We start from the raw sequence: 13576 nt of genomic DNA, 5'->3' as shown, positions 1-13576 counted from the left end.
ACGAAATGACGTCTATCTTGTAAGTCTTACGATCCTGTTTAACTCTATGGTTGTAATTGAGTGTAATTTTAATAAACGCTGGAATGCAGGCTTTTGACTGATTTTTTGGTGTCCGAAATAGAGACGGAGGCGTTCCCAATTCGGGTCACCACAGGAAAAAGACGCCAAAAGCGTGATCTGGTTGTAGGCGAGCGCCGCATTTCAGCACACCGCTCCCGGACGCCAGTCACAGGCGTGGGAACGGGTTTCGATTTGATGATGTTTGCCGGCATCGTCTACTTGACGAGGCGGACATAAGTTCCGTCGGCACCGCAGGTCGCGGTGACGGTATAGAAAAAGTCCTGCCGATCCCAGCCGCCGCCATCTTCCCAGGCATGTTCCTGTTTTTGCGTGCAGCCGAAATACTTCTCCAGCGACGCCTTGACGCCGAGTGGAACCTGCTTGCCGTCAACGAACAGATGGTTGCTCGTGGCAGGGTCATCCGTACGCAGGACGGAGTTGAAAGACTGGTCTGCCGATTTGGTGCTTTTATTGCACGTGAGGGCACTGTTTTTGACCGTCGCTTTGTATCCTACATCGCATCCATCATTCTTGATGTCCATACGCAGCGCGAGGTTGCTATACTTGCCAAGGTCGATAATGCCGGCGGGTTGGGCCACGTAGGTTCCCTGACCGCCATTGGTCTGGGTCGTCGGCTGATAGGTTACCGTGCCGAGGAGTTCTTCGGTACTTGCTCCCTTGCGCAGGACCAGGATGGAAATCCTCTTGAAATACCAGCCTTGGGCCTTGGTTGGCGTGAAGGTGATCTTTTCCGGTTTCATCGGCGACAAAGCGGACGCAGTGACGCCTACATCGACGGAATTGATCGCCGCAATCTTCATCAGGGTTGTCGGCACAGTTTCTGTCATGGCGACAGTCAGCGTCTTGTCGACGGCGCTGATCTTGTAACGTACGACGCCGAACTTGACGTCTTGGCTGTTTTCGCCTTCCGTCGCATCGGCCTCGGTCGCACCGGCGGCCTGTGCCTTGATGAATTTCTCGGCCATCGCTTTTGCGGTCGAGAAATTGGTGCCGTCGAAAACACCTCCGCCTGCCAGCACCGCGCCGTCAGCGATGTCCTGCAGGTTGGTGCGCTCCGAACGGGCGACGCCGAAATCGACAGCCGATCCCGCCGCAACCAGGAACACGGGTAAGACGACGGCAGTGAGCATTGCAAAATTGCCGGACTTGTCGGCGGCAAAATCGAGGCATGACTGAAGGAGACGGGATCGCTGGGCCATTTTTTTACCTACCTGGAATAATCATTTTTCCATGAAATGAGATGTATCCAGTAAGTCTTACGGCCCGGTTCAAAACACCGGTAAAATTTGAAAGTAAATTCGAATATGCTGATAAAGCAAAGCTTTTAGGAGCGGGACCTGTCCAGAAAGGGGACTGAAGCCCTTCCCGTTCCGGGTCACTGCAGGGCAATGACGTCGACGGCCTGTTCGGTCTTGTGCGATCCGTAGCTTTTCAGGACGCCGATGACCGGCGCCACGTCGCTATAGTCGCGGCCATGGCCGACGACGATATGGTCCAATCCGGCAAAAATATTGTTGGTCGGATCGAGTTCGAGCCAGCCGGTCGTGGTTCCGCACCAGACGCGCACCCAGGCATGCATGGCGTCGGCACCTTCGAGGCGTTCCTTGCCCGGTGGCGGGATGGTTCTGAGGAAGCCGCTGACATAGCCGGCGGGGATGCCGAGGCTGCGCAGCGCGGTGATCATTACATGGGTGAAATCCTGGCAGACGCCGCGCTTCAGCTTGAAGGCCTCGCGCGGGGTCGTGTCGACGGTTGTCGCCTTCGGATCGTAAGCGAAGTCCTTGTGGATTTCTGCGCAGACAGCTGTGGCGATCTGGCGGATGGTCATGCCGGGTTTGGCGATGTCACGGGCATAGGCCGAGATCGCCGAATCTTCGGGAAGGCGCGGGCTGGCGCCGAGGAAATGATGCGGCGAATTGGCGTCTAGCGACCAGACATTGGCGATCTCGGTGGGGAAGCGGGTGAGATCGGGTGAAAAATCGGCGGCGAGCGGCTGCTGTTCTAGTTGGACCCGGGCCTGCATGCGGATCACCAGTTTTTCATGCTGCTTGCGAAAGAGGATCGAGGTTGAGGGATTGGCGAAGAAATCGACGCTATCCCGGCGCTCTTCCGGCGCAGGCGTGCAGGTGACGGTGCCGGCAACGAGGCGCTGGCGGTCGGGAAGCGACAAGGGCAGGACGCGCACGACATGCCGGCCGCCGGAGACCGGAACTTCGTAGGTGTAGGTAATCCGCAGATTGATGTCGTAGAGCATGGGTTCTCAAATCCGGCGCAGGAGGTCTGTCATATCCTATCCGAGATAGGTTTGCGCGAGGATGTCGGAGAAGCGGCCGAGTTCCTGTTCCAGATGGTTGTAGACCTCAGCATTCATCGCTTCCGGGGTCATGACGGCGAGGCCGGCGTGGAGTTTCATGGCTTCGCGGTAGAAGGGCGACATCTGGCCGTTGGAGAAAGCGTTCGGCAGTTGCTCGACCTCCGTCTTTATCTCGTTCAGCTGGTAGAGAACCGAGCGTGGGTTGAGCGGGTCGAGCGCCAGAAGGTCGGTGACGGTGAGGGCTGCGGTGTTGACGTTGTAGCGGCGGCGGTGGGTCATGACGCTGTCGCCGATTTCAAGCAGCATGTCATAGGCGCCATCCGGTGCGTCCTCGCCGGACATATGGCCGAGCAGCCGGGTCATGTGCAGGCCGCGCTCAAGATAGCGGCCGATCGACAGGAAACGCCAGCCGGTGAAGCGGTACATGTTTTCATGCACCAGACCGGCAAAGCCCGCGAGCTTGCGCAGCAGGATCGTCATGGCATGGGTGGCGTCGTCGCCGGCTTGGACCGTGGACTGGAATTTGCGGGCGGTCTTGGCGAGATCGTTGAGCGCCAGCCAGCCATCGGCAGAGAAGCGGTCGCGGATATTGCTGGCGGAAAACAGGGCGCTGTTGAGGTTGGCCATCAGGCTGTCAGGCACCGGCTGCTTCGTATCGATATCGAGCACGGCTAGGTAGTCGGTGATATCCTTCAACAGCGGCATTTCGGTGTTGGCGGTTTCGGCATAACGGCCGTGCCAGGCGCGCAGGATGCGCAGCGCGCCTTCAGCCCGCTCGATATAGCGGCCGAGCCAGAAGAGATTGTCGGCCGCCCGGCTCGGCAGGCTGCCGGGCATGATGCGGATGAAACTTTCCTCGGCCGGCAGAAGCGTCGTGTGTTCCACAGGCTTCTGGCTGACGATCCAGACGTCGGCGGCCGAACCGCCCGCCTGCATGGCGATGGCGGCGGCATCGGCGCCGGAGCCGATGCGGGCAAAGCCGCCCGGCATGACCTGCCAGCCATCGCGGGTGCGAGCGACATAGACGCGCAGGCTCATCGGCCGCGGCGTCAGCTTGCCGTTGATCCAGGCGGGTGTGGTGGAAAGGGTGACGACTTCCTGGCCGACGAGTTGCGGGCCGTCGGTCTGCAGCCATTCGGCGACCGAGACCTTGGCGGTGTCGCGTAGCGATGATCCGAGCACCGAGCGGCCGTTGTCATCGAAGAAGGGCCGGGTGGAATAGGCCGGGCCGATGACCATCTTCTCGATGTTACCGGCCACCTGATCGCGTTCCGGCTGCTGGCCGCACCACCATGTAGCGATGCTCGGCAGGACAGGGTCTTCGCCGAGGAGATGGCGGCAGATGGTCGGCATGAAGGCGAGGAAGGCGCGGGTTTCGAGAATGCCGGAGCCGAGCGAATTGACGATCGACACCGAGCCGGAGCGTAGCGCCTCGACAATGCCCGGCGTGCCGATATGCGAGCTCTGGTTCAATTCCAGCGGATCGGCAAAGGCGGCATCGAGGCGGCGCCAGAGCACGCCGACGGGCTTCAAGCCAGCCACGGTGCGGACCATGACGCGGCCGTCGATAACTGTCAGGTCTTCCCCTTCCAGCAGCATGAAGCCGAGATAGCGGGCGATATAGGCGTGTTCGAAATAGGTTTCGTTGGCGACGCCGGGGGTCAGAACGGCGATGCGATCGTCCGGATGTTTCTTGCGCGATTGCAGTTCGTCGCGGAAGGCGCCGAAGAAGCCGGCCAGACGACGGACATGGGTTTCGGCATAGAGATCAGAGAAGGCGCGCGTTGTCGCCACACGGTTTTCCAGCGCGAAGCCGGCGCCGGAGGGCGCCTCGGTGCGGTCCGACAGCACCCACCAGTTGCCATCCGGGCCACGGCCGATTTCGAAGGAACAGAAATGCAGGAAATGACCGTCGGCGGGTAGCACGCCGACCATCGGTCGCAGGAATTCGGGATTGCCGGCCACCAGCGATGGCGGCAGGAAACCTTCCGCGACCAGCCGGTTCGGGCCGTAGATATCGGCCGCCATGCGCTCCAGCAATTCGGCGCGCTGGATGAGGCCTTTCGAGACTGCCTGCCACTCCACGTCATCGATCAGGACCGGAACGTGGGAGAGCGGCCAGCTGCGTTCCGAATTCTCCTTGGTGCCATAGGCCCGGTAGAACACGCCGGCGTCGCGCAGATAGCGGTCGGCACGGGCGAAGCGGTTGGAAAGCTCGGTCTCGTCCATGCGGCCGATGGAGGCGAGAAAATGTTGCCAGACCGGCCGGACATTGCCCTGTGTATCGAGCATTTCATCGGCAATGCCGGGAAGCGCACGATAGCCAAAAACCGGATCGCCGCCGATCCGGTTTTCGCTATGCATCGCTTCCGCCGTCTGCTTCTTGGACATTCAGTCTTTACACTCCTGCCGGACGCCGCAAATCGAGCGTCAGGGGAAAATCTGCTAGCGGGGTTTCGGGCGTCAGCGCGTACGCGCCGGCCGTGTGGCCCCACGGCTCGAAACGGGCCAGTCTGCGGGCTTCCGCTTCATTTCCGTTCACCGGGAAGGTGTCGTAACTGCGCCCGCCCGGATGGGCAACATGATAGATGCAGCCGCCGATCGAACGTTTCGACCATGTATCATAAATGTCGAATGTAAGCGGCGTATTAACCGGCAGATTGGGATGCAAACCCGACACCGGCTGCCATGCCTTGTAGCGGACACCGGCAACGGAAACACCGTTGAAGCCGGTCTTGGTGAGCGGCAGCGCACGGCCGTTACAGGCAACGGTGTAGCGTTCGGGATTGGCGGTTTCCAGCTTCACCTGCAGGCGCTCGACGGAACTATCGACATAACGAACGGTACCGCCGGGGGCACCTTCCTCTCCCATGACATGCCAGGGCTCAAGCGCCTGGCGGATTTCCAGCTTGGCGCCGAGATATTCGACCTCGCCGCAGAAGGGGAAACGGAACTCGAGCTGGGCCGCAAACCACTCCGGTCTGAGATCGAAGCCGTTGGCGCGGAGATCACCGAGCACATCGAGGAAATCCTGCCAGACATAGTGCGGCAGCATGAAGCGATCGTGCAGGGTTGTGCCCCAGCGGACGAGCTTGCCTTCGGCCGGGTTCTGCCAGAAGCGGGCGATCAGCGCCCGCACCAGCAGTTGCTGGGCAAGGCTCATGCGGGCATTCGGCGGCATTTCGAAGCCGCGGAACTCGACGAGGCCGAGCCGCCCGGTTGGGCCATCCGGCGAAAACAGCTTGTCGATGCAGATTTCGGCGCGATGGGTGTTGCCGGTGACGTCGGTCAAAAGGTTGCGGAACAGCCGATCGACCATCCAGGGCAGCGGCTGCTGTGCCATGCCGGGGACAGGCACCTGCGCCATGGCGATTTCCAGCTCGTACAGCGTGTCATGCCGGGCTTCGTCGATGCGCGGTGCCTGGCTGGTCGGGCCGATGAACATGCCGGAGAAGAGATAGGATAGCGACGGATGGCGCTGCCAGTGCAGGATAAGGCTCTTCAACAGATCTGGCCTTCGCAGGAACGGGCTGTTGTTGGGGTTGTTGCCGCCGACCACTACATGGTTGCCACCGCCGGTGCCGGTGTGGCGGCCATCGATCATGAACTTGTCGGCGCCAAGCCTTGTGAGACGGGCTTCCTCATAGATCGCCGTAGTGATCGCCACGCAATCGGCCCAGTTGGAGGCCGGATGGATATTGACCTCGATGACGCCGGGATCGGGTGCGACCCGCATGACATTGATGCGCTCGTCCTGCGGCGGTGAATAGCCCTCGATATGGATCGGCAGCCCGAGATCGCTGGCCGCTTTTTCAGCGGCGGCGATCAGTTCCAGATAGTCCTCGATCCGCTCGACCGGCGGCATGAAGACGCAAAGGCGTCCATCGCGCGGCTCGACGCTCATGGCGGTGCGAACTGCGCCCCGGATATCGGCATTCGCCGCTTCCAGCACCTGCTCGACGCGCTTCTGGCGGGCGTCAGTGGCAGCCTTGCGCGAGGCCTCGGCCAGCGCTCTGGCCGGCGTTCCGTAATCTGGAAGAGGCTGGCGATCGATCGACGGATCTTCCGGGTGGATATAGGGATATTCCGACGGCGGCACGTAAGGCAGCGTGCCGAGCGGCATGCGGAAACCGATCGGCGAATCGCCCGGCATCAGGAAAATCTTGCCGCGCCGGGTGCGCCATTTCTCGGAAATCCATTTCTGGCCCTCGGCCTTGGAATTCCAGGCCTGGACGGGAAGGATATAGCCGGTCGGGGTCGTCAGGCCGCGCTCGAACACCTTGGCGATGCGGGCGCGCTCCTCCGGGCTTTCCAGCTTTGAATTTTCCGGGTCGACATTTTCCGGCAGGCTGCCTTCCTTGATAATCCATTCGGCGGGATCCTCAAAGGCGGGGATGATCATCTCCGGTTCGATCTCAAGCTCGGCGGCGATGCCGGTGAGAAGCGCTGCTGCCTCCTTGTCCGTGACCTTAGTATCCTGGCCTTCGGCGGCGATGAGATCGGGATTGTGCCAGATCGGCAATCCGTCCTTGCGCCAGTAGAGCGAGAAGGTCCAGCGCGGCAGGCTTTCGCCGGGATACCATTTGCCCTGGCCGTAATGCAGGAAGCCGCCGGGAGCGAAACGTTCACGCAGCCGCCGGATCAGCTCGTCGGCCTTGTCGCGTTTGGTCGGGCCGACGGCGCCGGTGTTCCATTCCTCCGATTCGAAATCGTCGATGGAGACAAAAGTCGGCTCGCCGCCCATGGTCAGGCGCACATCGCTGCCGTTCAGCACCGTGTCGACATGTTCGCCGAGCGCATTCAGCGCCTGCCAGCTTTCCTCGGAAAACGGCTTGGTGATGCGCGGATGTTCGGCCACGCGCGACACGGTCATGGCAAAATCGAAGGTGGTGTTGGCGTCGCCATAGAGGCCGCCGGAGATCGGCGCGGCATTGCGGTAATGCGGCGTGGCAGCCAGCGGGATATGGCTTTCGCCTGTCAGAAGGCCGGATGTCGGGTCAAGCCCAACCCAGCCGGCACCGGGGATATAGACCTCGCACCAAGCGTGCAGATCAGTGAAATCCACCTCGGTGCCGGACGGGCCGTCGAGCGCTTTCAGATCGGGGGCAAGCTGGATCAGGTAGCCGGAGACGAAGCGGGCGGCGAGGCCGAGATTTCGCAGGATCTGGACGAGCAGCCAGCTGGAATCGCGGCAGGAACCGAGCGCCAACAGCAGGGTTTCTTCCGGCGTCTGGACGCCGGGCTCCATGCGGATGATATAGTTGACCTTCTGCTGCAGGCGGGCGTTCAGGCCGACGATGAAGTCGATGGTGCGCATCGGCGTCAGGTCGATGGAGGCGACATACTCCGCAAGCGCCGGGCTCATCGGCTCGGTCTGCATGTAGATCTTCAGGTCGTCGCGAATATCTTCGGGATAGGTGAAGGGGAAAGTCTCGGCCTCTTCCTCGATGAAGAAGTCGAAGGGATTGTAGACCGTCATGTCGGCGACCAGATCGACCTCGATCTTGAACTCGGTGACGGGGTCGGGGAAGACGTAGCGGGAAAGGTAGTTGCCGTAGGGGTCCTGCTGCAGCGTGACGAAGTGATTTTCCGGGGTGACCTTGAGCGAGTGGCTGATGACCTTGGTCTTGGAATGGGCCGCCGGCTTCAGCCGGATGATCTGAGGGCCGAGCCGTACCGGCTTGTCATACTTGTAATGCGTCAGGTGATAGATGCTTGCTTTGATCGCCATGCGGATTTTTATCCCCTTGATGACGGGTCTATGCCGCCATTGCAGGGATTTTGTGCAATGCGAAGAGAGATTGCAAGGCGCAATTCCCGGCGGGAAGATTCATTTCCTGCAGGGAAGATCAGTATGTGCTTGATAAGTGCTATTCCTGCGGTTCGATATTCTGATTGAGGCGGAACAGGTTGGTGGGGTCAAGGCGTGCCTTCAGCCGTGCGAGGCGCTGATATTTCTCCGGCCCATAGGCATCGCGGGCGACGCTTGAGCCGGTGTCGCCCTGTTCGTTGACATAGTTGCCAGTGATCGAGGCATCGGACAGCAGCCGGCCAGTCGAGCGGCCCCAGGCGATGCATTTGTCATCGTCGGCCATATTGTCCCAAATCGGTTCGGACAGCCAATAATATCCGGCGTTTCGTCCGGTATATGCCGTTGCATCGTCCGGTATGTCACTGACAGCACCGCCCAGCTGGATGGCATAGATCTCGCAGTCTGGCGCCGGCGCGTGGGCGATCGCGTCGATGATATGTTCGATTGCCTGATCGCTGATATCGGACCAAAAGCCGCCCTTGACATAGTAACGGCGCGACCAGGCGAAGGCGACGTCGTTGCGGCTTTGCAAGGTGAGATAGGACAGGTTTTCCAGTCCGCCGCTGGCGCCGTCCGCCAAGGCTCCAAAGGGTGATAATGTGGCTCTGGCGAGCCCGGCGTCGCCGGACCAGACGGCCGTGACGTTGATACCAGACTGGGATGCCGTGAAGGACACGGTGAAATCACGGGGCTGCTGGCGGGCGCGATCGCGCAGCGAAGACAGGACCTGCCGGGCATTTTCCATTGGATAGGTCCATTGGCCGGCAACGATCCCGGTCAGCGCATGCAGCCGGAACTTGAAGCGCGTGACAATGCCGAAATTTCCGCCGCCACCGCGGATACCCCAGAACAATTCCGGATTCCATGTGGCGCTCGTCCAGACGATATCGCCGCTCGCAGTGACGATCTCGGCGCCCAGCAGGCTGTCGATCGTCAGGCCATATTTCCGGCTCGCCCAGCCCATGCCGCCTCCCAGCGTCAGTCCTGCGACACCCGTATGGGAGATCACACCTGCCGGGACAACATAGCCTTTGGGAACCGTGGTGCGGTCGAGATCGCCAAGCAGCGCCCCGCCGCCGACCTCGACGGTCTGGTTGTCGTCGTCGATGACGGCGGAACGGAGGAGGGACATGTCGAGCACCAGGCCGTCATCGCAGGTCGACAGGCCCGGGAAGCTGTGACCGCCGCCGCGCACCGCGAGAAGTGCGCCGGATGAGGCGGCGGCGCGTACCGCCTTTTGGACATCCTCGACAGTCTGCGGGCGTACGATGGCGAGGGGCAGGCGATCGGCGATGCCGTTCCAGACCTTGCGGTAACGATCATAGTCTTCATGGCCGGCGGTGATCACCGGGCACAGAAGTTCTGCGGTAGAAAGTGCGTCTAGCAGCGAATTGGACATGAGATGTGCCCCCGAAAGACTGGCGACATCTAGCATATTTTAGAGGAGGCGGAAATGACCCGTTGCAATCACGGCAGGGAATGTCCGGTGGAGCGGATCCGCGCGCTAGCCGAGATCCTGCGCGATTTCCCAAACATGGTCCGAGGGATCGGCAAAGGCTGCGGTGCGGCGGCCCCAGGGGCGGTCGACCGGGCCGTTGAGCAGCGTCACGCCGCGGCGGTGCAACTCGGCGCAGACGGCATCAGTATCATCGACCTTGATCGTCAGGAGAACGCGGGAGCCGGAGAATGGCTTGGCCACAGTTGAGGGTGTCACCAGTTCGGGTGCTTCCGTCGACTTGAGCAGGTTGACCAGCGTGCCGGAGAATTTCAGTATTGCGGAAACGTCGTCCTCATAGAGGATATCGGGCGTAAAGACCGTCTGGTAGAACGACTTGGCTTCATCGATATCGTCGATGAAAAGGGTAATGACCTCGATTGCGTCCAGCTTCATGGGATCTCCAGGAAGGGCCGGCGACAAGGCGCCTGCGGTTTTGCGCCGGCGTCTTGTCACAGGATGAGCGGGTTACCGCTTCATTGCCACAAGATTGAAATAGGCGCCCTGCGGATCGACGCAATTGGCCACCCAGGCGCCACCGGGAACTTCCATCGGACCGTTGACGACCTTGCCGCCGTTGGCGGTCGAGCGTGCGATGGCGGCATCGAGGGCGCCGACGTTGAAGTAGAAGCCCCAATAGGGCGGTGCGGGGACGGTGGCCGGTTTCGTCATCATGCCGCCGATCTGCGCGCCATTATGGGCGAAGAGCTGGTAGGTGCCCATATCGCCCATATCGATGCCCTCATCCTTCTTCCAGCCGAACATCTCCTGATAGAAGGGGAGATCGGTGGCGAGATCGCCGGCCATAAGTTCGTGCCAGCCGATGCTGCCGGGGTCCATCTGCTTGATATCAGGCATTTCGCCGTCACCCTTGAACAGCGCAAAAACCGCGCCGTGCGGATCGGCGACAACGGCGAAGCGGCCAACGCCTGGAATATCTTCCGGCTGGCGATGGACCGTACCGCCGAGCTTGGCGAGCTTCTTGGCTGCCGCATCGACATCATCGACGCCGACATAGCCGAGCCAGGCGGGCGGAATGTTCATCGTCAGGGCGCTTTCCGGCAGCGTCATCAGGCCGGCCACGCGTACATCATTGGTCTTGAACAGCGTGTAATTCGCATCGGGCATGCCGGAATCGACGGAGGTCCAGCCGACCACGTCGTCGTAGAAAGCTTCGGCCGCCTTGGTATCGGTGGTCATCAGTTCGTACCAGACGAACGCGCCATGTTTATCGCTCATTTTAGTCCTCCTCTTTGATGTTGTGTGGCCGTTTGGCAGGGAATGCAGGTGGTTAGAGTGGTCAAATACGGTTGTAATTACACGACATGATCGGTTTCCACGTGCCGTCGGGACTGCGGATGCGGGACGAAAAATTGCGGGTATCCACGTCCCTAATGGTGATGATGTCCTGGTAGCGGGCGGTTTGGCCGGGGGTATCGAAATCGGGACCTTCGCAGTCGAGCGTCAGCACCGTGCCGGTATCATCGAGCGTGCCTTCGTAGATCCACAGGTTCGTCATGGCCGAGCTGACGAAGGATCCGACATAGCGCTTCTTTGCCGGGTCGTAGCCGAGCGACAGGATGTTGGTGGCCTCGCTGCCATCCGCCATGGTGCCGGTGGTTTCCGAAACGATCCATGTGCCGCCAAGCGAACGGACGTTCTCTTCCCAAGTGCCGCCCGCATCCTGGTGATCGCTTCCCTCTGGTGGATCGAAGGTGACGCGCCATCTGCCCGTCAGTTGTTGCAGCCAGTGGTGTTCGTCAACAAGGTCTGCCTTCATCGCTGCTTCTCCGAATCGCGAAAACGCTCGATCTGCTTGTTCTTCACAATTCCGGACGCAAAACCGCTGCGCACTTTTGCTGGAATGATTTCAAGCGCGATTGCCGGCCCGTCATGTCAGGCGCAGCAGGACTGCGCCTTGGGTTCAGTGTCATATTCGTCATGACGCTTCACGAAGCTCAATGTTGACGTTTCATTGCGGCCTTTTGGTGCCCGATCGAGGATCATCAGCGTCGTGAGGATTTCTTCGCCGCCGCGGGCATAATCCGAATAGGTGTGGTAGACATTGCCGGCCTCGTCGCGGATGAAAGCACTCATGCCGGGCAGCTCGTCATTGGCGTCGTCACCGGATGTTTCGCGGAAATTGTAGAAGACCTTGCCGCTCTCCAGCTCTTCCTTGGTGAAAGAGACGTGGTAGTCGAAATTGAAGTCGCTGCCGAAGGACGACACCCAGGGAAACTTCCAGCCCATGCGTTTCTTGTAGGCTTCGATCTTGTCGAGCGGGGCGCGGGAGACCGTGACATAGGTGACGTCGTGATTGTTGAGATGGGCAAGCGTGCCGTCGATGTGATCGGACAGGAATGAACAGCCGGGGCAGCCGGCCTCCCAGTCGGGGCCGAACATGAAATGGTAGATCATCAGCTGGCTGCGGCCGTCGAACAGATCGGCCAGCGTCTTTTTGCCGTCAGGCGTATCGAATGAGTAGGTCTTATCGACCTTGACCCACGGCATTTTCTGCCGGTCGGCGCGGATCTTGTCGCGCAGTTTGGTCTCTTCCTTTTCGGTGGCAAGCAGCGCCCTGCGGGCATCGAGCCATTCTTCGCGGGATACAACCGGATTGCTCAACATCGTTCATTCTTCCTCAGAAAATCGCGTTTCGTTCCGCTTGACTAAATACGTTGATATCAACATTATTAGCCCATGTCAAAGCCCATCGTGATTCCCTTCGAGACCACCCTTCATGTTCGCGACACATGCCTATGTCTTCATGTGCAGCGCGCGGCGCGGGTTTTGGCGCGCAAATTCGACGAGGCCTTGCGGCCGCTCGACCTGACCAACGGGCAGTTTTCGCTGCTGATGTCGCTCAACCGCCCGCGGCCGCCGGGCATGGGCCCGGTTGCCAGCCTGCTTGCCATGGATCGCACCACATTGACGGCGGCGCTAAAGCCGCTGGAAAAGCGCGGACTGCTGGTCACCATGACCGATGATAAAGACCGCCGGCTGCGGCGGATGAAGTTGACGCCGGCAGGCCATGCGCTTTTGTCCGTGGCGGTGCCGATCTGGAAGAGCACGCATGCCGACGTCGATGACGCGCTGGGCGAGGGGCGGCCGGACCGGTTGCGCTCCGACCTTTTGGCGCTTGCCTGAGTATCCATTTCCGGTCCGCTTGAGGAGCGGACAATCCCCATCAGCAAAGAGGAGACTGTTCATGAGGATGATTTTCGTAAACCTGCCGGTCAAGGATGTCGCCCGCTCGAAGGCTTTTTTCGGCGGGCTCGGGTTTGGCTTCAACCCGGATTTTTCCAGCGACGATACGCTGTGCATGATTGTCGAGGAAAACATCTTCGTCATGCTGATGCATGAGGCGCGCTTCAAGGAATTCATCATCGACGAGATCAGCGACACCAGCAAGGTGACGGAAGTGTTGACCGCACTTTCCGCTGGCAGCCGTGAGGAGGTGGACGAGACCTTGGCCAAGGCCCTGTCGCTTGGCGGCAAGGCGTGGCGGCCGGTGATGGACTATGGTTTCATGTATGGCTGCAGTTTTCAGGACCCCGACGGCCATGTCTGGGAGCTGGCCTATATGGAGCCGCAAGCGGCGGGTTGATGGTGGGTTGGTGTCTTTTGACACATCTCAAAAACCTAAGGCTTGGCTTCAATTTCTATCGTGCTTGGAGAATATTCTCTCCGTCATCCCGGACTTGTTCCGGGATCCCGCGCGTTCAAGTCCTTGAACGCAAAAGACTCCTTTCACGGCGCCGACGCGCCGTGGCTGGCAACTGTGTTTCTACGTTTGTGAAAAAATTGTTTTGTCCCTCGTGATTGCGTTTGCGATGGCGAGTATTTTGCGTGCGAGGGCAATGATGATGACCTT

The 13576-nt window shown here is 60.3% G+C and carries 11 protein-coding genes; 2 read left to right on the top strand and 9 right to left on the bottom strand.

The genetic code is table 11. The features are described 5' to 3' along the window. Positions 1-275: 275 nt before the first annotated feature. The 9 genes from ACP7E0_RS19665 to ACP7E0_RS19625 form a co-directional block, all read right to left on the bottom strand. Positions 276-1280 (bottom strand): pilus assembly protein TadG-related protein, encoded by a 1005-nt coding sequence (locus tag ACP7E0_RS19665; RefSeq protein WP_426127069.1) that lies wholly within the window; start codon positions 1278-1280, stop codon positions 276-278. 176 nt (positions 1281-1456) lie between these two features. Then, positions 1457-2335 (bottom strand): transglutaminase family protein, encoded by an 879-nt coding sequence (locus ACP7E0_RS19660; RefSeq protein ID WP_426127067.1) that lies wholly within the window; start codon positions 2333-2335, stop codon positions 1457-1459. A gap of 36 nt (positions 2336-2371) precedes the next feature. Beyond that, positions 2372-4786: a circularly permuted type 2 ATP-grasp protein gene (locus ACP7E0_RS19655; protein ID WP_426127066.1), complete on the bottom strand. Its 2415-nt coding sequence runs from the start codon at positions 4784-4786 to the stop codon at positions 2372-2374. Between the two features lie 7 nt (positions 4787-4793). Continuing rightward, entirely contained in the window at positions 4794-8126 is a 3333-nt protein-coding gene (locus ACP7E0_RS19650; RefSeq protein ID WP_426127064.1) for a DUF2126 domain-containing protein, read from the bottom strand. Positions 8127-8265: 139 nt separating this feature from the next. Continuing rightward, the gene (locus ACP7E0_RS19645; RefSeq protein ID WP_426127062.1) at positions 8266-9606 is read right to left on the bottom strand and encodes an FAD-binding oxidoreductase; all 1341 of its coding nucleotides are present in this window, start codon (positions 9604-9606) and stop codon (positions 8266-8268) included. Between the two features lie 105 nt (positions 9607-9711). Continuing rightward, positions 9712-10098: a VOC family protein gene (locus tag ACP7E0_RS19640; protein ID WP_426127060.1), complete on the bottom strand. Its 387-nt coding sequence runs from the start codon at positions 10096-10098 to the stop codon at positions 9712-9714. A 72-nt stretch (positions 10099-10170) separates the two neighbouring features. After that, positions 10171-10941: a VOC family protein gene (locus ACP7E0_RS19635; protein WP_426127058.1), complete on the bottom strand. Its 771-nt coding sequence runs from the start codon at positions 10939-10941 to the stop codon at positions 10171-10173. Positions 10942-11002: 61 nt separating this feature from the next. Then, positions 11003-11482: a DUF1579 domain-containing protein gene (locus ACP7E0_RS19630; protein WP_426127056.1), complete on the bottom strand. Its 480-nt coding sequence runs from the start codon at positions 11480-11482 to the stop codon at positions 11003-11005. A gap of 116 nt (positions 11483-11598) precedes the next feature. Continuing rightward, complete coding sequence (locus ACP7E0_RS19625; protein ID WP_426127335.1) at positions 11599-12327, bottom strand: DUF899 domain-containing protein; 729 nt, start codon at positions 12325-12327, stop codon at positions 11599-11601. A 75-nt stretch (positions 12328-12402) separates the two neighbouring features. Here ACP7E0_RS19625 and ACP7E0_RS19620 point away from each other — a divergent pair, with 75 nt between their 5' ends. Both ACP7E0_RS19620 and ACP7E0_RS19615 read left to right on the top strand, forming a co-directional pair. Beyond that, the gene (locus ACP7E0_RS19620; protein WP_426127055.1) at positions 12403-12849 is read left to right on the top strand and encodes a MarR family winged helix-turn-helix transcriptional regulator; all 447 of its coding nucleotides are present in this window, start codon (positions 12403-12405) and stop codon (positions 12847-12849) included. Between the two features lie 61 nt (positions 12850-12910). Then, positions 12911-13309, top strand: a complete 399-nt coding sequence (locus ACP7E0_RS19615) for a VOC family protein (RefSeq protein ID WP_426127053.1) — start codon at positions 12911-12913, stop codon at positions 13307-13309. Positions 13310-13576 lie beyond the last annotated feature (267 nt).

Source organism: Pararhizobium sp. PWRC1-1 (genome assembly GCF_049897905.1).
Lineage (GTDB): Bacteria > Pseudomonadota > Alphaproteobacteria > Rhizobiales > Rhizobiaceae > Pararhizobium.
Note: the sequence above shows the minus strand (reverse complement) of the source record. Positions and strands in the feature narration are given on the sequence as shown.